At 70.9% G+C, this 20,176-nt stretch carries 19 protein-coding genes; 16 read left to right on the top strand and 3 right to left on the bottom strand.

Translation table 11 applies throughout. From position 1 onward, the window contains the following. Positions 1 to 91 precede the first annotated feature (91 nt). The 12 genes from ilvC (at position 92) to EAT51_RS08615 (ending at position 11,879) form a co-directional block, all read left to right on the top strand. Positions 92 to 1,105, top strand: a complete 1,014-nt coding sequence (gene ilvC / locus EAT51_RS08670) for a ketol-acid reductoisomerase (protein ID WP_130554008.1) — start codon at positions 92 to 94, stop codon at positions 1,103 to 1,105. After that, on the top strand, positions 1,102 to 2,826 hold the full coding sequence (ilvG, locus tag EAT51_RS08665; protein WP_130554007.1) for an acetolactate synthase 2 catalytic subunit: 1,725 nt from the start codon (positions 1,102 to 1,104) through the stop codon (positions 2,824 to 2,826). The genes ilvC and ilvG overlap by 4 nt, the downstream gene beginning before the upstream one ends. After that, on the top strand, positions 2,810 to 3,073 hold the full coding sequence (locus tag EAT51_RS08660) for an ACT domain-containing protein (protein ID WP_130516998.1): 264 nt from the start codon (positions 2,810 to 2,812) through the stop codon (positions 3,071 to 3,073). The genes ilvG and EAT51_RS08660 overlap by 17 nt, the downstream gene beginning before the upstream one ends. A 130-nt stretch (positions 3,074 to 3,203) precedes the next feature. Continuing rightward, positions 3,204 to 4,766, top strand: a complete 1,563-nt coding sequence (locus EAT51_RS08655; RefSeq protein ID WP_130554006.1) for a 2-isopropylmalate synthase — start codon at positions 3,204 to 3,206, stop codon at positions 4,764 to 4,766. Continuing rightward, entirely contained in the window at positions 4,763 to 5,572 is an 810-nt protein-coding gene (locus EAT51_RS08650) for a class I SAM-dependent methyltransferase (protein WP_130554005.1), read from the top strand. Before EAT51_RS08655 ends, EAT51_RS08650 begins: the two co-directional genes overlap by 4 nt. Next, positions 5,569 to 6,999 carry a 3-isopropylmalate dehydratase large subunit gene (gene leuC, locus EAT51_RS08645; protein WP_130561521.1) on the top strand — a complete coding sequence of 477 codons (1,431 nt, stop codon included), beginning with the start codon at positions 5,569 to 5,571 and terminating at the stop codon, positions 6,997 to 6,999. The genes EAT51_RS08650 and leuC overlap by 4 nt, the downstream gene beginning before the upstream one ends. After that, positions 6,999 to 7,193 carry a hypothetical protein gene (locus tag EAT51_RS08640; protein WP_130528374.1) on the top strand — a complete coding sequence of 65 codons (195 nt, stop codon included), beginning with the start codon at positions 6,999 to 7,001 and terminating at the stop codon, positions 7,191 to 7,193. The genes leuC and EAT51_RS08640 overlap by 1 nt, the downstream gene beginning before the upstream one ends. Then, entirely contained in the window at positions 7,193 to 7,771 is a 579-nt protein-coding gene (gene leuD / locus EAT51_RS08635; RefSeq protein ID WP_130554003.1) for a 3-isopropylmalate dehydratase small subunit, read from the top strand. Before EAT51_RS08640 ends, leuD begins: the two co-directional genes overlap by 1 nt. Further along, on the top strand, positions 7,761 to 8,843 hold the full coding sequence (gene leuB / locus EAT51_RS08630; protein WP_130554002.1) for a 3-isopropylmalate dehydrogenase: 1,083 nt from the start codon (positions 7,761 to 7,763) through the stop codon (positions 8,841 to 8,843). Before leuD ends, leuB begins: the two co-directional genes overlap by 11 nt. Positions 8,844 to 8,971: 128 nt before the next feature. Continuing rightward, entirely contained in the window at positions 8,972 to 9,643 is a 672-nt protein-coding gene (locus EAT51_RS08625) for a TetR/AcrR family transcriptional regulator (RefSeq protein WP_130561520.1), read from the top strand. Between the two features lie 154 nt (positions 9,644 to 9,797). Further along, a complete protein-coding gene (locus EAT51_RS08620; protein WP_130554000.1) occupies positions 9,798 to 10,457 on the top strand; it encodes a protein-L-isoaspartate O-methyltransferase family protein in 660 nt (219 codons plus the stop codon). Positions 10,458 to 10,490: 33 nt separating this feature from the next. Beyond that, entirely contained in the window at positions 10,491 to 11,879 is a 1,389-nt protein-coding gene (locus EAT51_RS08615) for a TolC family outer membrane protein (protein WP_130516981.1), read from the top strand. A gap of 64 nt (positions 11,880 to 11,943) precedes the next feature. Here the strand turns inward: EAT51_RS08615 and EAT51_RS08610 are convergent, their stop codons facing one another. Next, entirely contained in the window at positions 11,944 to 13,302 is a 1,359-nt protein-coding gene (locus EAT51_RS08610) for a PAS domain-containing sensor histidine kinase (RefSeq protein WP_130516979.1), read from the bottom strand. A gap of 130 nt (positions 13,303 to 13,432) precedes the next feature. On the opposite strand from EAT51_RS08610, the gene EAT51_RS08605 reads away from it, so the two are divergent. The 4 genes from EAT51_RS08605 (at position 13,433) to EAT51_RS08590 (ending at position 17,360) form a co-directional block, all read left to right on the top strand. After that, complete coding sequence (locus EAT51_RS08605) at positions 13,433 to 13,798, top strand: response regulator (RefSeq protein WP_130561519.1); 366 nt, start codon at positions 13,433 to 13,435, stop codon at positions 13,796 to 13,798. Between the two features lie 134 nt (positions 13,799 to 13,932). Beyond that, positions 13,933 to 15,417, top strand: coding sequence for a GGDEF domain-containing protein (locus tag EAT51_RS08600; protein ID WP_165394634.1), 1,485 nt, complete (start codon positions 13,933 to 13,935; stop codon positions 15,415 to 15,417). A 79-nt stretch (positions 15,418 to 15,496) separates the two neighbouring features. Beyond that, positions 15,497 to 16,117: an NTP transferase domain-containing protein gene (locus EAT51_RS08595; RefSeq protein WP_130516973.1), complete on the top strand. Its 621-nt coding sequence runs from the start codon at positions 15,497 to 15,499 to the stop codon at positions 16,115 to 16,117. Further along, the gene (locus EAT51_RS08590) at positions 16,110 to 17,360 is read left to right on the top strand and encodes a molybdopterin molybdotransferase MoeA (RefSeq protein ID WP_228257863.1); all 1,251 of its coding nucleotides are present in this window, start codon (positions 16,110 to 16,112) and stop codon (positions 17,358 to 17,360) included. Before EAT51_RS08595 ends, EAT51_RS08590 begins: the two co-directional genes overlap by 8 nt. A 31-nt stretch (positions 17,361 to 17,391) precedes the next feature. Here EAT51_RS08590 and EAT51_RS08585 read toward each other — a convergent pair whose 3' ends face one another. Together EAT51_RS08585 and EAT51_RS08580 are read right to left on the bottom strand one after the other, a co-directional pair. Beyond that, entirely contained in the window at positions 17,392 to 19,689 is a 2,298-nt protein-coding gene (locus EAT51_RS08585; RefSeq protein WP_130516971.1) for an FdhF/YdeP family oxidoreductase, read from the bottom strand. Positions 19,690 to 19,769: 80 nt separating this feature from the next. After that, on the bottom strand, positions 19,770 to 20,176 hold a 407-nt coding region (locus tag EAT51_RS08580), incomplete at its 5' end, for a tryptophan 7-halogenase (protein ID WP_205965167.1).

The following is a 20,176-nucleotide window of genomic DNA, read 5'->3' as shown; positions in this document are numbered from 1 at the left end:
CGAAACCCCGCACTGCGAAGTGCGGGGTTTCGTGCTTTCAGCCCCTTCAAAAGTTTCAACCCCAACTTTCAGCCAGACAGGAACGCCGCCCATGACCGCTTCGACCTCCAACCTCCCCCAGCCCACCATCGCCATCGTCGGCTACGGCAGCCAGGGCCGCGCCCATGCGATGAACCTGCGCGAGTCGGGCTTCGATGTGACGGTCGGCCTGCGCCCGGGCGGCCCGACGGAAGGCCGGGCCAAGGCCGACGGCTTCCTGGTCAAGTCGCCGGCCGAGGCGGTCAAGGACGCCGACCTGGTCGCCGTGCTGACCCCGGACATGGTGCAGAAGCAGCTGTACAACGAGGTGCTGGCGCCGAACATGAAGCAAGGCGCGGTGCTGCTGTTCGCCCACGGCCTGAACGTGCACTTCGGCATGATCGCCCCGCGCGAGGACCTGGACGTGGTCCTGGTCGCGCCCAAGGGCCCGGGCGCGCTGGTGCGCCGCGAATACGAGATCGGCCGCGGCGTACCGTGCATCTACGCGGTTTACCAGGATAAGTCGGGCAAGGCCGAGCAGTACGCGCTGGCCTACGCCGCCGGCCTGGGCGGCGCGCGCGCCAACATCATCAAGACCACCTTCAAGGAAGAGACCGAGACCGATCTGTTCGGCGAGCAGGCCGTGCTGTGCGGCGGCGCGTCCTCGCTGGTGCAGGCCGGCTTCGAGACGCTGGTGGAAGCCGGCTACCAGCCCGAGATCGCCTACTACGAAGTGCTGCACGAGCTGAAGCTGATCGTGGACCTGTTCTACGAAGGCGGCATTACCCGCATGCTGGAGTTCATTTCCGAGACCGCGCAGTACGGCGACTACGTCAGCGGCCCGCGCGTGATCGATGCCTCGACCAAGGCGCGCATGAAGGAGGTCCTGACCGACATCCAGGACGGCACCTTCACCAAGAACTGGGTAGCCGAGTACGAAGCGGGCCTGCCGAACTACAAGAAGTTCAAGCAGGCCGATCTGGAGCACCCGATCGAAGTGGTCGGCAAGCAGCTGCGCGCCAAGATGGTGTGGCTGGCTGACAACGCCCCCAAGCCCGCAGCGCAACCACAGGCCGCCGCCGCATGAACGCACCGACCGCCACTGCCCCACGCAATGGCGCCCGCTGGATCGCCCACGCCCTGGAAACCGAGGGCGTGGACACGATCTTCGGCTATCCCGGCGGGACCATCATGCCGTTCTACGACGCGCTGGTGGACTCGGCGCTCAAGCACATCCTGGTGCGCCACGAGCAGGGCGCGGCGCTAGCGGCCAACGGCTACGCACGCGCCTCCGGCAAGGTCGGCGTGTGCGTGGCCACCTCCGGCCCGGGCGCGTCGAACCTGATCACCGGCATCGCCGATGCGATGCTCGATTCGGTGCCGATGGTGTGCCTGACCGGCCAGGTCGCCACGCCGTTGATCGGCACCGATGCCTTCCAGGAGCTGGACGTGTTCGGCATGACCATGCCGATCGTCAAGCACAGCTTCCTGGTGCGTCGGGTCGAGGATCTGCCGCGGGTGTTCGCCGAGGCCTTCCGCATCGCCCGTGAGGGCCGCCCTGGTCCGGTCCTGATCGACCTGCCCAAGGACGTGCAGATCAACGACGCCTCGCACCTGCCCGATCACGTGCCGGCGGCGGTCGCGCCGGCCCCGGCGCCGGCCGAAGCGGCCATCGCCGAGGCGCTGGCGGCCATCGCCGACGCCGAGAAGCCGGTGGTCTACGGCGGTGGTGGCATCGCGCTGGGCAATGCGGTCGAGGCGTTCCGCCAGTTCGTCGAGGCCAGCGGCATCCCGACCGTGCTGACCCTGCGCGGCCTGGGCGCACTGCCGGCCAACCACGGCAACTACCTGGGCATGCTGGGCATGCACGGCACCCGCGCGGCCAACATGGCCGTGCAGGAAAGCGATCTGCTGATCGTGGTCGGCGCGCGCTTCGATGACCGTGCCACCGGCAAGCTGGCCGAGTTCGCCCCGTTCGCCCGCGTCATCCACCTGGACGCCGACGCCTACGAGATCTCCAAGCTGCGCACGGCCGACATCGCCATCCCCGGCGATCTGGCCAGCGGCCTGCGCGCGCTGAGCGGCGCGCGCAGCGCCTGCTACGCGTGGAAGGCCAAGTGCGCGGCCAACCGCGAGCGCTTCGGCTTCCGCTACGACGCCCCGGGCACGGACATCTACGCCCCGGCGCTGCTGAAGCGGCTGAGCGAGGTCGCCCCGGCCGACGCGATCATCACCAGCGATGTCGGCCAGCACCAGATGTGGGTGGCGCAGCACTGCAAGTTCAACCATCCGCGCCACCATCTGACCAGCGGCGCGCTGGGCACGATGGGCTTCGGCCTGCCGGCGGCGATGGGCGCGCAGTTCGCCTGCCCGGAGCGGACCGTCGTGCTGGTCAACGGCGACGGCGGCTTCATGATGAACGTGCAGGAGCTGGTCACCATCGCGCGCTGCAAGCTGCCGGTGAAGATCGTGCTGCTGGACAACTCCGCGCTGGGCATGGTGCGCCAGTGGCAGGAGCTGTTCTTCGCCGAGCGCTATAGCGAGATCGACCTGTCCGACAATCCGGACTTCGCGGCACTGGCCCGCGTGTTCGGCATCCCGGCCAGGCACATCGCCGCGCGCGAGCAGGTCGACGACGCCCTGGCCGAGCTGCTGGCCACGCCCGGCCCGGCGCTGCTGCACGTGAGCATCGACATCAAGGCCAACGTCTGGCCGCTGGTGCCGCCGAACCACGCCAACAGCTCGATGCTGGAATCCAACCCTGCCAAAGCCGCACCGGAGCCCAAGTCCCATGCAATACCGGCTTGATCTGATCGTGAGCCCGGCCGAGGGCGCCCTGGTGCGCGTGATCGGCATGGTCGAGCGCCGCGGCTTCGCCCCGCGCGCGGTGCATGCCGTGCCGCGCGCCGATGGCCGCTGGGAGCTGGGCATGCACATCGAGGGCACCCGTCCGATGGAGACGCTGCGCCATCAGTTGGAGAAGGTGTACGACTGCGAGTCGGTCGCCATCTGCATCGACCCGCCGGCCGCGGCCGTGACCGGGGTGGCGGCATGATCCTCGCCCTCGCCCTTTCCGTCCCGTTGGCGCCGCGCCCCGCGCGCCGCGCCGCACGCCGCATTGCCTTCCAGACCCCGCGCCGTCCCACGGCCATCCGCACGGCCGTCGCCGTAGAGGATCCCTTCGTATGAACACCGCCGTATCCACCGACACCGTCCGAATTTTCGACACCACCCTGCGCGATGGCGAGCAGTCCCCGGGCTGCAGCATGTCCCCGCAGCAGAAGGTGGTCATGGCCCGCGCCCTGGCCGAGCTGGGCGTGGACATCATCGAGACCGGCTTCCCGGCCAGCTCCGAATCCGACCGCCAGGCCATGGCCCTGATCGGCCGCGAAGTGCGCACGCCGACCCTGGCGGTGCTGTCGCGCTGCCTGGCCGGCGACATCGAGATTTCCGCCCGCGCGCTGGAAGCGGCCGCCAACCCGCGCCTGCACGTCTTTTTGTCCACCAGCCCGCTGCACCGCGAGCACAAGCTGCGCATGAGCAAGGAGCAGGTGCTCGAGTCGGTGCACCGGCACGTGACCCTGGCGCGCGGCTATGTCGATGACGTGGAGTTCTCCGCCGAGGATGCCACCCGCACCGAGATCGACTACCTGATCGAGGTCGCCCGCACCGCCATCGCCGCCGGCGCGCGGACCATCAACCTGCCCGATACCGTCGGCTTCACCACCCCGGAGGAGATCGGCGACATGTTCCGCCGGGTGATCGCCGGCGCGGCCGACATCAACGGTGCCGACAAGGTGATCTTCAGCGCGCACTGCCACAACGACCTGGGCCTGGCGGTGGCCAACTCGCTGGCCGCCGCCGAGGCCGGCGCGCGCCAGATCGAGGGCAGCATCAACGGCATCGGCGAGCGCGCGGGCAACTGCGCCATCGAGGAGATCGCCATGGCGCTGAAGGTCCGCAACGCCTTCTACGGCTTGGACACCGGCATCCAGACCCCGCGCATCGTGCCGACCTCGCAGTTGCTGCAGCGCCTGATCGGCATGCCGGTCCAGCGCAACAAGGCGGTGGTCGGCACCAATGCCTTCGCCCACGAGTCGGGCATCCACCAGCACGGCATGCTGCGCCACCGCGGCACCTACGAGATCATGCGGCCGCAGGACGTGGGCTGGCCGGACACGCAGATGGTGCTGGGCCGCCACAGCGGCCGCGCCGCGGTCGATGCGCGCCTGCGCGCGCTGGGCTATCTGCTGGAAGAGGACGAGCTGAAGCTGGTGTTCGAGCAGTTCAAGGGCCTGTGCGAGCGCCAGCGCGTGGTCGGCGATGCCGACCTGCAGATGCTGATGCAGGACGCCGCGGTCAGCGACGGCTATCGCCTGGCCTCGATGACCATCTCCGATGTCGGCGGCCGCGCCAACGCGCTGGTCGAACTGTCCGATCCGGAAGGCAACCGCGTGGCCGAGACCGCGCAGGGCAATGGCCCGGTCGACGCGCTGTTCGGCGCGCTCTCGGCCGCCACCGGCGTCAAGCTGGAGCTGGACAGCTACCAGGTGCACAGCGTGGGCATCGGTGCCGACGCGCGCGGCGAGGCCAGCCTGTCGGTCCGCGCCGACGGCCTGGAATACGAAGGCACCGGCACGTCCAAGGACATCATCGAGGCCAGCGCGCTGGCCTGGCTGGACGTGGCCAACCGCCTGCTGCGCCAGCGCCAGCACGCCCCGGCGCCGAGCGAAGCCGCCGCGGCATGAACCCGGCGACGCACCCCGCCGCTGCCGCGGCAGGCCAGGCCTGGGATGCGGCCCGCTACGCGCGCAACGCAGGCTTCGTCCCGGCGCTGGGCGCCTCGGTGTCGGCGCTGCTCGATGCCCGGCCCGGCGAGCGCATCCTCGATCTGGGCTGCGGCGACGGCGTACTGACCGCGCAGCTGGTCCAGGCCGGTGCGGACGTGGTGGGTGTGGATGCCTCGCCCGAGCTGGTCGCCGCTGCGGTCGAACGCGGCATCGATGCGCGCGTGATGGACGGGCACGCCCTGACCTTCGAGGGCGACTTCGATGCGGTCTTCAGCAACGCCGCGCTGCACTGGATGCGCCAGCCCGACGCGGTGCTGGCCGGCGTGCGGCGCGCGCTCAAGCCCGGCGGGCGCTTCGTCGCCGAGTTCGGCGGCCATGGCAACGTGGCGGCGATCACCACCGCGCTGCGCGCGGCGCTGCAGGCCAACGGCGCCGGCGCGCCGGCCTTCGCCTGGTTCTTCCCCACGGCCGAGGAATACGCCGCGCGGCTGGCGCAGCATGGCTTCGAGGTCGTGCAGATCGCGCTGATCCCGCGCCCGACGCCGCTGCCCACCGGCATCACCGGCTGGCTGCAGACCTTCGCCGATCCCTTCCTGAGCGGCCTTAACGCCGACACCCGCAGCCGCGTGCTGGCCGACACCGAGGCGCTGCTGCGCCCGGCGCTGTGCGATGCCGCCGGCCAGTGGCATGCCGATTACGTGCGCCTGCGCTTCAGCGCGCGCCGCTCCCCGACCCCGCATTCAACGCAAGGCCATCCGCAATGAGTTCCGCCCCCCGTACGTTGTTCGACAAGCTGTGGGACGCGCATGTCGTGGTCCCCGAAAGCGACACCGCCCCGGCGGTGCTGTACATCGACCTGCACCTGATCCACGAGGTCACCTCGCCGCAGGCCTTCACCGAGCTGCGCGCGCGCGGCCTGGCGCCGCGTCGCCCGGACCGGACCAAGGCCACGATGGACCATTCCACGCCGACCCTGCCGGCCGGCGCCGATGGTCGGCTGCCCTACTACACCGCCGCGGCCGAGAAGCAGGTGCAGACGCTGGAAGCCAACTGCGCGCAGTACGGCATCGAGCTGTTCGACATGGCCTCGGCCAACCGCGGCATCGTCCACGTCATCGCCCCCGAGCAGGGCTTCACCCAGCCCGGCATGACCATCGTCTGCGGCGACAGCCACACCTCCACGCACGGCGCCTTCGGCGCGCTGGCCTTCGGCATCGGCACCAGCGAGGTCGGCCACGTGCTGGCCACCCAGTGCCTGCTGCAGCGCAAGCCGCGGACCATGTCGATCACGGTCTACGGGCCGCTGGCCCCGGGCGTGGGCGCCAAGGATGTGGTGCTGCACATCATCGGGGTGATCGGGGTCAACGGCGGCACCGGCCATGTGCTGGAGTTCCGCGGCTCGACCATCGAGGCGATGGACATGGAGCAGCGCATGACCCTGTGCAACATGTCCATCGAGGCCGGCGCGCGCGCCGGCATGGTCGCGCCCGACCAGATCACCTTCGACTATGTCGCGGAGACCACGCGTGGGCCCAAGGGCGCCGACTTCGACGCCGCGGTCGCCTACTGGAAGACCCTGCGCAGCGATGCGGGCGCGCGTTTCGATGCCGAAGTGGTGATCGACGCGGCCGACATCCGCCCGACCCTGACCTGGGGCACGCACCCGGGCACTGCGATCGCGGTCGATGCGGCCATCCCCGCCGCCAACGACGCGGCCGCGCAGAAGGGCCTGGACTACATGGGCTTCCATGCGGGCGAGCGCGTGGAAGGCGCCAAGGTCGACGTGGTGTTCGTCGGCTCGTGCACCAACGGCCGCCTGCGCGACATGCGCGAGGTCGCCCGCGTGCTGGCCGGGCGCAAGGTCGCCGAGGGCGTGCGCATGCTGGTGGTGCCGGGCTCGGAGATCGTCAAGCGCCAGGCCGAGGCCGAGGGCATCGACGCCATCGTGCGCGCCGCCGGCGCGCAGTGGCGCGAGCCGGGCTGCTCGATGTGCATCGCCATGAACGGCGATCTGGTGGCGCCGGGCGAGCTGGCCGTGTCCACCTCCAACCGCAATTTCGAGGGCCGCCAGGGCCCCGGCTCGCGTACCCTGCTCGCCTCGCCGCTGAGCGCGGCCTGGGCCGCGGTCAACGGCCGCGTCAGCGATGTGCGTGATCTGTTCGCAGCAACCGAATCCAAGGAAGTGGCCTGATGCCCAGTCCCGAATCCAACCAGGCCGCGCACGTGGCCTTCACCGCCACGGTGGCCAGCGCGCTGGCCCGCAGCGTGCGCGACACGCCGCTGCGCCCGCGCCAGGACGCGCCCGCGCCCGAGGCGCTGCCCGCCGCCGAGGTCACCGACGTGCCGGCCGATTTCGCGCTGGGCGGCAGCGAGGAGGCCGCGTGATGGCAGGTATCCGCACCATCACCTCCAGGGCCGTCGTGCTGCGTTCGACCAACATCGACACCGACCAGATCATTCCGGCGCGCTTCTTGTCCACCACCGAGCGCGCCGGCCTGGGTCGCAACGCCTTCAACGACTGGCGCTGGAAGGCCGACGGCACGCCCAACCCGGACTTCGCCTTCAACCAGCCGCACAACGCCGGGCGTTCGATCCTGCTGGCCGGGCGCAACTTCGGCTGCGGCTCCTCGCGCGAGCACGCGCCCTGGGCGCTGACCGACTTAGGCCTGCAGGCCGTGGTGTCCAGCGAGATCGCCGACATCTTCCGCGGCAACAGCCTCAAGAACGGCCTGCTGCCGGTGGTACTGGCCGAGGCCGACGTGCAGACGCTGATGGAGCGTCCCGACGACGAGCTGACCATCGATGTGGCCGCGCGCGAGCTGCGCACGCCGGACGGGCGCGTCTATGCGTTCCCGCTGGACGGCTTCTCGCAGACCTGCCTGCTCGAAGGCGTCGACCAGCTGGGCTATCTGCTGGCCCGCGTCCCCGACATCGCCCGCTACGAGGCCGCCCATGCACGCTGACATCGTCGTCCTGCCCGGCGACGGCATCGGCCCGGAAGTGGCCGCCGCGGCCGTCGCCGTCCTCAAGGCCGTGGCCCAACAGCACGGCCATGACTTCAGCTTCGCCGAGCACGACATCGGCGGGATCGCCATCGACCGCCACGGGGTGCCGCTGCCCGAGGCCACCACCCTCGCCTGCCAGCAGGCCGACGCGGTGCTGCTGGGCGCGGTCGGCGGGCCCAAGTGGTCCGACCCCAACGCCAAGATCCGGCCCGAGCAGGGCCTGCTGGCGATCCGCAAGGCGCTAGGCCTGTTCGCCAACCTGCGCCCGGTGCGGCCGCACCCGGCCGCGCTGGACGCCTCGCCGATCAAGCCGCACCTGCTGGCCGGCGTGGACATCGTGGTGGTGCGCGAGCTGACCGGCGGCATCTATTTCGGCGACAAGACCCGCACCGCCGAAGCGGCCAGCGATCTGTGCAGCTATTCGGTGGCCGAGGTGGAGCGGGTGCTGCGCAGCGCCTTCGGCCTGGCCCGCGCGCGCCGCGGCAAGGTCACCTCGGTGGACAAGGCCAACGTGCTGGAGACCTCGCGCCTGTGGCGCGAGGTGGCCGCGCGGGTCGGCCGCGAGGAGTTCCCGGACATCGCCCTGGAGCACCAGCTGGTCGATTCGATGGCCATGCACCTGCTGTCCAAGCCGCGCGAGTACGACGTGATCGTCACCGAGAACATGTTCGGCGACATCCTCACAGACGAGGCCTCGATGCTGGCCGGCTCGCTGGGCCTGCTGCCGTCGGCCTCGCTCGGCCAGAGCCGGGTCGGCCTGTACGAGCCGATCCATGGCTCGGCCCCGGACATCGCCGGCAAGGGCATCGCCAACCCCTACGCCACCATCCTCTCGGCCGCACTGCTGCTGCGCCATTCGCTCGGGCTGGAAGCCGAGGCCCAGCGCATCGAGCAGGCCGTGGACGCCGCCCTGGACGCGCGCGCCTTCACCGCCGACCTGGCCGGCCCCGGCCAGGCGCTGAGCACCGCGCAGGCGACCGAGGCCGTGCTGGCCCAGCTCGAACGCCAGCCGGCCGGCCTGCGCGCCTGATCCCCGTCCCGGGGGCCGGTCCCGCCGGCCCCCGGGGCAGTCGGGCAAGCTGACGCAACGATGACGGGCGCGCCCGCAACGGCGCGCCCGGACTGTAAATATCGAACCGTCTAGTCTAGTATTGCGCGATGGTCCCGCAGGCTCCGCTCCCCGTGTCTTCCGACTCCTCCCGCAGCACGACGCCGTCAGGCCCGGGCCGTCCCAAGGACCTGGCCAAGCGCGCGGCGATCCTCGAGGCGGCCAAGGCGCTGTTCGCGCGCGAGGGCTTCGCCGGCGTCAGCATGGATCGCATCGCGGCCGAGGCCGGCGTGTCCAAGCTGACCGTCTACAGCCATTTCGGCGACAAGGAGTCGCTGTTCTCCGAGGCGATCCGCAACCTGTGCGAAGAGCTGCTGCCCGATGCCACTTTCAAGGTGCAGGGCGATGTCGGTGTGCGCGCGCAGCTGCGGCAGATCGCCGAAGGCTTCTTCGCCATGGTCACCAGTGAGCAGGCGATCAATACCCACCGCATGCTGCTGGCCAGCACCCAGGCCGACGAGCACCTGCGCCAGATCTTCTGGGAGTCCGGCCCCAAGCGCACCCACGACATCTTCGCCGGGCTGCTGCGCGAACAGGTCGCGCAGGGGTACCTGGACATCGAGGACATCGACGTGGCCGCCCGCCAGTTCTTCACCCTGCTCATGGGCGAAATCTACGGCCGCATGATGTGCGGCCTGCTGGGTCGGCTGGAAGCGGGCGAGATCGACCGTCACCTGGATAACACGGTGGACATGTTCCTGCGCGCCTATGCCCGCCGCTGAACCCGAGCCGCCACGGCCCGGCCATGACTTCCGGTCCGGTGACTTCCGGCACTGCGTCCACCCCGGGTGCGGCGGCGATGCTCAGCACGCCTGCCGTGCCGCGCGCCGCTAGAATGCCCGCCCCGGTACACCGACACGCCCCCCGAGCACGCCCATGACGATCAACTACGCCCAAGCCCGCGAAAACATGGTGGAACAGCAGATCCGTCCCTGGGACGTGCTGGAACCCCGCGTCCTGGACACGCTGGCCACCCTGCCGCGCGAGGCCTTCGTGCCGCCGGCGCACCGCGCGGTGGCCTATGCCGATCTGGAACTGCCGCTGGGCCACGGCCAGCGCATGATGAAGCCGGTGGTCGAAGGCCGCGTCCTGCAGGCGCTGGACGTGCAGCCCGGCGAGGATGTGCTGGAAATCGGCACCGGCAGCGGCTTTCTCACCGCCTGCCTGGCCGCGCTGGGCCGCGAAGTGGTCAGCCTGGAGCTGCACCCCGAGCTGGCCGCCTTCGCCCAGGCCAACCTGCAGGCCGCGGGGCTGGGCAGCAACGTGCGCATCGAGACCGCCGACGCGCTGGCCTGGGCCACCGACCGCAAGTTCGACGCGGTCTGCATCACCGCCGCGGTGGACACCCTGCCGCTGGGCTTCATGGAACTGGTGCGTCCGGGTGGATGCCTGTTCGTGGTGCGCGGCCGCTCGCCGGCCATGGAAGCGGTGCTGGTGCACAACGACACCAGCGGCGCGCGCATCGAATCGTTGTTCGAGACCGATGCGCTGGGTTATCTGGTCGGCGCCGCGCCGGTCCCTGCGTTCGTCTTCTAAGCGCTTGGCACAAACTTTCAAGGAACTCCCACGATGAGCCGTCTCCCCCTCGTTCTCGCCGTCGCGCTGGCGCTGCCCTCGGCCGCCTCGGCCACCGACCTGATGCAGACCTATGAAATGGCCCGCAACGGCGACCCGACCCTGGCCCAGGCCGAAGCCGCGCGCCTGTCGCAGAAGGAAGGGGTGGTCCAGGCCCGCGCGACGCTGCTGCCGCAGGTCAACGGCACCGCCTCGCTCGGGCGCTCCAGCTCCAAGGTCACCCATGGCGGCGAGTGGATCGACAGCCCGCGCTCGCGCGACTACGCCGTGACGGTGAACCAGAGCCTGATCAACTTCGGCGACTACGCCCGGGTCAACTCGCAGCGCGCGCTGAGCCAGGCGGCGGATTTCGACCTGGATTCGGCCAACGACTCGCTGATCACGCGCACCTCGGCGGCCTACTTCAACGTGCTGATCGCGATCGAGACGCTGGCCTCGGCCGAGGCCGCGCAGGCCGCGTTCCAGAAGCAGTTCGACTACGCGCAGAAGCGTCTGGACGTGGGCCTGGCCCCGATCACCGACGTGCACGAAGCCCGCGCCTCCTACGACAGCGCGCGCGCCACGGTCATCACCCAGCGCAACGCGCTCAAGGACGCCTACGAGGCCCTGACCGAGATCACCGGCCAGCCGGTGACCAACCTGCGCGGCCTGCCGGACGACTTCAAGCCGCAGCTGCCCTCGCAGTACAGCGCCGATGGCTGGGTCGACACCGCGCTGGCGCAGAATCCGCAGCTGAAGTCGCTGCAGCTGCAGGTGCAGTCGGCCGACTCCGGCATCAGCGCCGCGCGCGCCGGCCACCTGCCGACCCTGAGCCTGAGCGGCAGCTACGGCCGCAGCGCCAACTGGGGCGGCGACTCGGACACCGGCACGGACGGTTCGCGCCGTGGCGAGTACGACTCGCGCTCGATCGGTCTGACCCTGAACGTGCCGATCTTCTCCGGCGGCGCCACGCAATCGCAGGTGCGCCAGGCCGTCGCCCAGCGCGATTCGGCCCAGGATGCCTTCGAACAGCAGCGCCGCGCGGTGGTGCGCAACACGCGCAACGCCTACCAGGTGCTGGAGGCCGGCATCAGCGAGATCGAGGCCCGCCGTTCGGCGGTGGTCTCCGCGCGCAGCGCCTACGACGCCTCGCAGGTCGGCCTGGAAGTGGGCACGCGCACCGTGCTGGACGTGCTGACCAACCAGAACAACCTGGTCTCGGCGCAGGAGCAGTACTCGCTGGCCAAGTACAACTTCCTGCAGAACCGCCTGCTGCTGGAGGCCGCCGCCGGCACGCTGGACGCGGCCGACCTGCAGGACGTCAACGCCCTGCTCAGCGCCGATGCCAATACCCGCCTGAGCGACGACGACGTCAAGGCGATCGGCGTGCCCAAGGCGCAGTAAGGGTCCCGCCTCCTTTGCAAGCAACGACGGCCGCGCAAGCGGCCGTCGTGCTTTACAGGCCCGCTCAGGCCGCGTGGATCGCGACCGGCGCGTGCGCGCTGGCGCTCTCGGCCTGCGGAAACCACAGGCTCATCACCGTGCCGCGGCCCAGCGCGGTGTCCACGTCGATGAAGCCGCCGCTGTGGCGCATCAGCGCATAGACCTGCGCCAGGCCCAGGCCGGTGCCCTGCCCCTCGGGCTTGGTGGTGAAGTAGGGCTCGAACAGCCGCGACAGCGTGGCCTGGTCCATGCCCGTGCCGGTGTCGGCCACCGACAGCACCACGTACTGGCCGCTGGCGCGCGAGGGCGTGGCGCCATCGCTGGCGATGGACTGGTGCGAGAACGACACGGTGATCTGGCCGCGGTTCTGGCAGGCGTCGCGGGCGTTGATGCACAGGTTCATCACCGCCTGGCCGATGGCGTGCGGATCGCCCTGGGTGATCAACGCCTGCGGCGCGGGCTCGACCACCAGCACCATGTCCGGGCCCAGCGACTGGCGCATCAGCTCGGCCATGGACGTGGCCACCTCGCGCAGGTCCAGCGCCTCGAAGCGCGGCGGATGCCGGCGCGAGAACGCCAGCAGCCGGCGCGCCAGCATCGAGGCATGGTGCAGCGCCTCCTGCCCGCGCCCCAGCAGCTTGCGCTGCAGCGGGGTGAGCTGCTCGGGCGTGTCGGTGACCACGCTGATGGCCGCCACCGCGGTCTGCAGCATGTTGTTGAAGTCGTGGGCGATGCCGGCCACCAGCTGGCCGACCGCCTCGCCCTTCTGCGCCTGCAGCGAGGCCAGCTCGGCCGAATCGCGCGCGCGCTCGGCCAGGCTGCGCGCGGCCTCGGCGATGTCCACCTGCCCGCGCAGCGCCTCGGCGGCATGGCGCTCGGCCTCGGCCTGCTCCTGGGTCTGGGTGAGCGAGGATTCCAGGAAGTCGGCGTGGCGCGCGGTCACCAGCTCGCGCAGCTCGGCGCCCTGCAGCTGCGAGGTCAGGCTCTCGTTGATCAGGCGCAGCGCGTGTTCGGAGCGCAGGCGATCGGTGACGTCGCGGCACATGGCCAGCAGCAGCACCGGCTGGCCGCGGTCCAGGGCCAGCGGGCTGACGATCACCGACCAGATCCGCTCCTGGTCGCGCAGGGTCTGGACGGCGCCCTGGAACTCGTTGCGCTGGCCCACGCAGGCCAGGCGCACGGCCTCGCGGGCGATCGCCCGCATCGCCGGCGTCCACAGGTCGTGCCAGTGCCGGCCGACCACGTCGTGACGACCGTAGGCCTCCAGCAGCTCCAGCCCGCGCTGGTTGACTGACACCACGCGGCCGCCGCCATCGAGTTCGAAAATGCTGTCGCCGGACAGCTCGACGAACTGACGGTAGTGGTCTCGCGAAAAGGCTGGCATGGGAACTCCGCAACGCTTCCCGCCGTAACTGCTGCGGCGGGCACGACCCCAGCCTAGCCGAGGTCACCCCCCTTTCACAGCGCTGTGACGATGATTCGGTCTACTCGGGTCTTCAGGTTTTCCGCGTCACATGGCTCCTATCCCAATGATCCTCATCGTCGAGGATGACGCGGGGGCGCGCGAGATCGCGGCCCTGATCCTCGAAGCCGAGGGCTATCAGGTCAAGCAGGCCAACGGCGGCAACCAGGCGCTGCAGCTGCTGGAGAGCGGCGCCGCCTTCGATCTGGTCTTCAGCGACATCAACATGCCCGGCGGCATGGACGGCATCCAGCTGGCCCGGCGCGTGGCCGACCTGGATGCGCAGATCCCGGTGGTGCTGACCTCCGGCCATGCCGAGGGCTCGTTCCGCGACTTCCCGACCAACGCCCGGTTCCTGCCCAAGCCATACAACCGGCAGGCCTTGCTGGGCATGCTGCGCCAGCAGCTGGCGCGCTAGAGGGTCGGGCGCCCTTCATCCCATCTCGGCCGGGTCTGGGGCAAGATTCGTGGTGGAAGATGTTGGCGCCGGGACGGCGTGAGTCGCAGTCACACCACCGCGCGCGCCCGGGAGGGAGGCCACCGGGAATGAGCATGTCCGACCCACCACGCCGGCGATGGCTGCCCGAGTTGCTGCGCGGATTCGTGCTGGCCGTCTGCCTGTTGTTCGCCGGGGCCGAGTACTGGCATGGGCTGGAGACCCGGCGCGAGGCGACCGAACAGATCTATTCGGACGCGGGCAACCTGGCGCGTTCGGTCAGCCAGCACGCCGGGGATTCGATGCTGGTGGCCGACGGCGTGCTGTCCGGCATCGTCGAGAACCTGCGCATCGAGGGGGCCACGCCGCGCGACCTGGCCCGGCTGGACGACTATCTGCGCGACGAGGCGCGGCGCTCGGGCCGCATCCATGGCCTGTTCGTCTACGACGCGCAGGGCCGCTGGATCGCCTCGTCGCTAGACCACCTGCCGCCCAACATGAACAACTCCGACCGGGCCTACTTCAAGCATCACCAGGCGGTGGACGACACCTTGCCGTGGGTGGGCCCGCCGGTGCGCAGCCGCTCGGACAACCAGTGGATCCTCACCGTCAGCCGCCGCTACAACGATGCGCGCGGGCAGTTCGCCGGCGTGGTGCTGGCGAGCATCCGCTCGGCGTATTTCGCCGAGCACTACCGCGGCTTCGACGTCGGCCGACATGGCGCCATCACCCTGCTCGACGATGCGGGGCTGGTCTGCGCGCGCTCGCCCGAACTCAATGCCGTCGGTCAGGACTTCTCGCACAGCGACCTGTTCGCGCGGCTGCGCGGCGCGCCGGCCGGTTCGCTGGCCTACGTGTCGCCGTTGGACCACACCCGGCGGATCAGCGGCTTCCAGCACGTCGAGGGCTTCCCGCTGATCGCCGTGGCGGCGCTGTCCGAGGACGAGGCCCTGGCCGCCTGGCGCGGCTCGGTGCGCACCCACGCGCTGCTGACGCTGTTCACCGTGGTGCTGCTGGCCGGCCTGGGCGAGTGGCTGCGTCGCCAGCTGCTGGCGCGCCAGGCGGCGCAGGACCAGCTCGAGACGCTGGTGCGCACCGACGCCCTGACCGGCCTGGCCAACCGCCGCGCCCTGGACGAGACGCTGGCCGACGCATGGGCCCGCGCGCGCCGCGAGGGCACGCCGCTGGGGCTGCTGCTGGCCGATCTGGACCACTTCAAGAACTTCAACGACACCTATGGCCACCAGGCCGGCGACGTCTGCCTCACGCGGGTGGCGCAGGTGCTCAAGCAGAGCGCGCGGCGACAGGGCGATCTGGCCGCGCGCTATGGCGGCGAGGAGCTGGCCCTGGTCCTGCCCGGCTGCGATGCCGACGCCCTGCGCGCGATGGGCGAGGCCGTGTGCCGCAACGTGCGCGCGCTGAAGATTCCCCACGCCGAGAGCTACAGCGCCAGCGTGGTCACCATCAGCGTCGGCGCGGTGGCGCTGTGGCCGAGCCGCATGGGCGAGGACGAAGGCCCGGCCACCTTGATCCATCTGGCCGACCTGGCCCTGTACGACGCCAAGGCCGGCGGCCGCAATCGCATGGTGATGCGCTCATGAGCCGGCGCGTGGAAGCGACATCGCGAACACAAGCACGGGCCACAGGCGCGCCGGGCGGCCGGCGCTAACATCGGTCGCGATGACCACGCCTCGGCCTGCCTCGACCGACGCCCCCCTCGCACTGCACGGCCTGGTCCTGGCCGGCGGCGCGAGCCGGCGTATGGGCCGCGACAAGGCGGCCCTGGCCTACGAGACGCGGCCACAGCTTGAGGTCGCCTTCTCCCTGCTGCAGGCGCAGGTACAGCGCTGTCTGGTGTCGGTGCGCGCCGACCAGCAGGACGACCCGCTTCGGGCGCGCTTCCCGCAGCTGCTCGATCGGCATCACGACATCGGCCCGGCCGCCGGCCTGCTCGCCGCGCATGCGTCCGCGCCCCAGGCCGCGTGGCTGGTCATCGCCTGCGACCTGCCGGGGCTCGAGGCGGCCACGCTGCGGCGGCTGACCGCGGCCTTCGTCCCGGGCGACAGTGCGGTGGCCTTCCGCAGCGCCGGCGACGGCCTGCCCGAGCCGCTGTGCGCGCTCTGGGCCCCGCCCGCGCTGCAGCGCCTGCGCCGCCAGATCGAGGGCGGACACTTCGGTCTGCGCCGCGCACTGGACGCCGATGACGTGCGCCTGCTCGCGCCGCAGGCGGCGCAGGTGCTGGACAACGCCAACACGCCCGAGGACCTGGCGCGGTGGCGCGGCGAGGTGCGGCATGGCTGATCCCTGCGCGGGCCAAGGCCTGCTGTCCTACGAAGCCGCGCTGGCCCGGCTGATCGCCTCGGCCGGCGCGCTGCCGGCCGAAGCCTGCGCCACCGACCAGGCGGCCGGGCGCGTGCTGGCCGAAGCGGTGCGCGCGCAGGCGGCGCTGCCGCCGTTCGACAACGCCGCCATGGACGGTTACGCGCTGCGCAGCGATGGCCGGGCCATCGTCGCCGGCAGCGTGTGGCCGATCGCCGGACGCGTGGTCGCCGGCGACGCGCCGCCGCAGGCGCCGGCCGCGGCCTGGGAGATCATGACCGGCGCGGCGCTACCGCCCGGCGCGGACAGCGTGGTGCCCTACGAGCGCACCGAACGCCTGGACGCGGCGCGCATGCGCGTCCTGGAAGACCTGGAGCCGGCGCGTCACATCCGCCGCGCCGGCAGCGACCTGCAGCCCGGCGACCCGATCGCCACGGCCGGCACGCCGGTCGATGCCACGCTGCGGATGCTGCTGGCCGCGGCGGGGATCGGGCAGGTCCAGGTCGGGCGCGCGCCGCGCGTGGCGATCCTGTCCACGGGCGACGAACTCGTCGCCGATGCCGACGCGCCGCTGCGGCAGGGCCAGATCCGCGCCAGCAACGGCCCCTTCCTGCAGACCGCGCTGGCCGAGCTCGGCGCGCGCGTGCTGGCCTGCCGCACCCTGGGCGACGACCCGGCGCAGTTCGCCGCCGCGCTGGCCGAGGGCGCGGTCGAGGCCGATCTGGTGCTGACCACCGGCGCGGTCTCGGCCGGCGTACACGACTTCGTTCCGGCCGCGCTGGGCAAGGCCGGTGCGCAGCTGCTGTTCCAGGGCGTGGCCATCCGCCCGGGCAAACCGCTGCTGGCCGCGCGCCTGGCGCAGGGGCCGCTGCTGCTGGGGCTGCCGGGCAATCCGGTCGCCACCGTGCTGGGATTTCGCTTCTTCGCCGTGCCCCTGCTGCGGCACTGGCTGGGTAGACCGCCCGAACGGCCGTTGCTGGCCCGCCTTGCCGAACCGGTGCGCGGGCGCGGGGCGTTGCGTGGCTTTCTCAAGGCGCGCGTCAGCCACGACGGGGACGGCACGCTGCGCGTGCGCGTCCTGGCCGGCCAGGAGTCCTTCCGCATCGCCTCGCTGCTGCAGGCCAACGCCTGGGCGACGCTGGCGCCCGACGCCGACGCGCTGCCCGCCGGCGCACGCGTGGAGGTGTATCCCCGCGATCCCGACGGCGGCTGGCGCTTCGACTGAGCGCCGCTCCGGCAGTGCGCAGCACCCGCCCTCAGGCCGCGGCGCTGACCTTGACCGGCACGGACTTGTAGGTCGGCGTGCCGGACTGCCGGTCGTAGCTCTCCAGCGGCACCAGGCAATTGCCTTCCGGGTAGTACATCGCCGCGCAGCCGCGCGGGATGTCGTAGGCCACCGCGGTGAAGCCGCGCACGGTGTGGTCCTCGTCGTTCGCGCCGGGCAGACGCGAGGCCACGTCGATCAGATCGCCCTGCTCCAGCCCCAGCATGGCCAGGTCTTCGGCGTTGAGGAACACCACGTCGCGCCGCCCGTGCACGCCGCGGTAGCGATCGCTCAGTCCGTAGAGCGTGGTGTTGTACTGGTCGTGCGCGCGCAGCGTCGTCAGGGTCAGCAGGCCTGGCTGCGTCACCGGCGCGTCCTCGGCCAGCCCTTCCACGACCAGGAACTGCGCCTTCCTGCCCGGCCCGCCCCAGTCACGCACCGAGGCGCCGACCGGCAGGCGGAACCCGCCCGGGGTGCGGATGCGCTGGGTGTAGTCGCGGAAGATCGGGAACACCGCCTCGATCCCGTCGCGGATGCGGTCGTAGTCCTGGACCAGCCACGCCCAGTCGACCTTGCTGTGCGGCAGCAGCGCACGGGCCATGCCGGCGATGATCGCCGGCTCCGAGCGCAGCTGCTCCGACGCCGGCGTCAGCGTGCCCTGCGAGGCATGCACCATCGACATCGAATCCTCCACCGTCACCGACTGCGGGCCGCCGGCCTGCTCGTCGCGCTCGGTGCGGCCCAGGCACGGCAGCAGGAAGGTCTCCCTGGCCGGGATCAGATGCGAGCGGTTGGGCTTGGTGGCGATATGCACGGCCAGGTCCAGCGTACGCATCGCGGCGAAGCAGGCCTGCGGATCGGGCATGGCCACGGCCAGGTTGCCGCCCAGCGCGACGAAGGCCTTGGAGCGGCCGTCGCGGATGGCCTTCATCGCCTCCACCGCATCGTTCCCATGGCTGAGTGGGAAAGAGAACCCGTACTTGGCCTGGATGCCGTCGAGCAGCGCCTGGGTGGGTTTCTCGGTGATGCCGACCGTGCGGTCGCCCTGCACGTTGGAATGGCCGCGGATCGGCGCGATGCCCGCGCCGGGCTTGCCCATGTTGCCGCGCAGGAGCAGCAGGTCGGCCATCAGATGCACGTTCTGCGTGCCGCGCAGGTGCTGGGTCATGCCCATGCCGTAGCACAGGATCACGCGCTCGGCCTTGGCATAGACCTGGGCCGCGGCCTCGATGTCGGCGCGGGCCAGGCCCGAGGCCTGCACGATATCCTCCCAGCGCGTGGCCTCGATGTCCGCGCGCAGCGCCTCGAAGCCCTCGGTGTGTTCGCCGATGAAGGCGCGGTCGAGCAGCCCCGTGCCGCCGGCCGCGATGTCGTCCGCATCGGCCTGCAGCAGCCACTTCATCATGCCCTTGAGCATGGCCGCGTCGCCGCCGACCTTGACCTGGTAGTAGGCCTGGGCGATCTGCGTGCCGTGGTTGGTCAGCATCTCGGTCGGATGCTGCGGCGAGACGAAGCGCTCCAGGCCGCGCTCCTTGAGCGGATTGACCGCGATGATCGGCACGCCGCGCTTGGCCAGCGCCCGCAGCGTGGTGAGCATGCGCGGATGATTGGTGCCCGGATTGTGGCCGAAGCTGAAGAGCGCGTCGCAGTGATCGAAATCTTCCAGCGTTACCGTGCCCTTGCCCACGCCGATGGCCTGCGGCAGGCCCACGCTGGTGGCCTCGTGGCACATGTTGGAGCAGTCGGGGAAGTTGTTGGTGCCGAACTCGCGCACCATCAGCTGGTACAGGAACGCGGCCTCGTTCGACGCGCGCCCCGAGGTATAGAACTCGGCCATGTCCGGCGAAGGCAGCGCACGCAGCGCGCGACCGATGCGCTCGAACGCCTCGTCCCAGCCGATCGGCACGTAGCGGTCGCTCTGGTGGTCGTAGACCATCGGCTCGGTCAGGCGACCGGCGTCCTCGAGCTGGTGGTCGTTCCACGCCCATAGCTCGCTGACACGGTGCCGGGCGAAGAACTCGGGGGTCGCGCGCTTGGCGGTGGCCTCCCAGCTGACCGCCTTGGCCCCGTTCTCACAGAACTCGAAGGACGAGGTGTGCGCCGGATCGGGCCAGGCGCAGCCCGGACAGTCGAAGCCATCGGGCTGGTTGACCCGCCGCAGCGCCGAGGTCTCGCGCGGCACATCCATCTGATCCTTCAGCGCCTTGGCCACCGCGCGCAGCGCGCCCCAGCCGCCGGCGGCGGCCTCGTAGTCCTCGACGCCGGGGACGTTCGGTTCATCGCTGGCCATGACGCACACCTGCCGCTTTGGGTCGGGCGCTCATGATGCCTGCCGCGCCCTGCGTGCTGCGTGCAGAAGCCCCGGCCGGTTCAGCTGACGCGCGGGGGCGGTGCGGCGCAGGTCCGCGCAATGAACTGCTCGTGCGGCGGCATCGCGGCCACGCAGTGGTCCAGGACCTGGGCGACGCGACCGACGAACTGCTGGATCTGCGGCGCGGGGACGGCCGCCAGCAGGGGATGTTCCCGCTGCGGCACGATGCCTTGTCCGAGCAGGACCTGGACCCAGCTGCTGGTGGAGAAGAACTCCTCGCCATTGCGGTGATAGCGCCCGCTGCCGGCGAACAGGTCGATCACCTGCTGCAGATTGAAGTGGACCGGCCAGCCTTTCGTAGACATCCGGTTGCCATAATTGATGGCAATGACCGAGGTGTTTATGGGCAACAGCAAGCAGTACACGGATGAGTTCCAGGCCGAAGCGGTGAAGCAGGTGATCGAGC

It is taken from the genome of Pseudoxanthomonas winnipegensis, assembly GCF_004283755.1.
In the GTDB taxonomy this organism is placed as follows: Bacteria; Pseudomonadota; Gammaproteobacteria; order Xanthomonadales; family Xanthomonadaceae; genus Pseudoxanthomonas_A; species Pseudoxanthomonas_A winnipegensis.
This window is presented reverse-complemented; position numbering and strand designations above follow the sequence as displayed.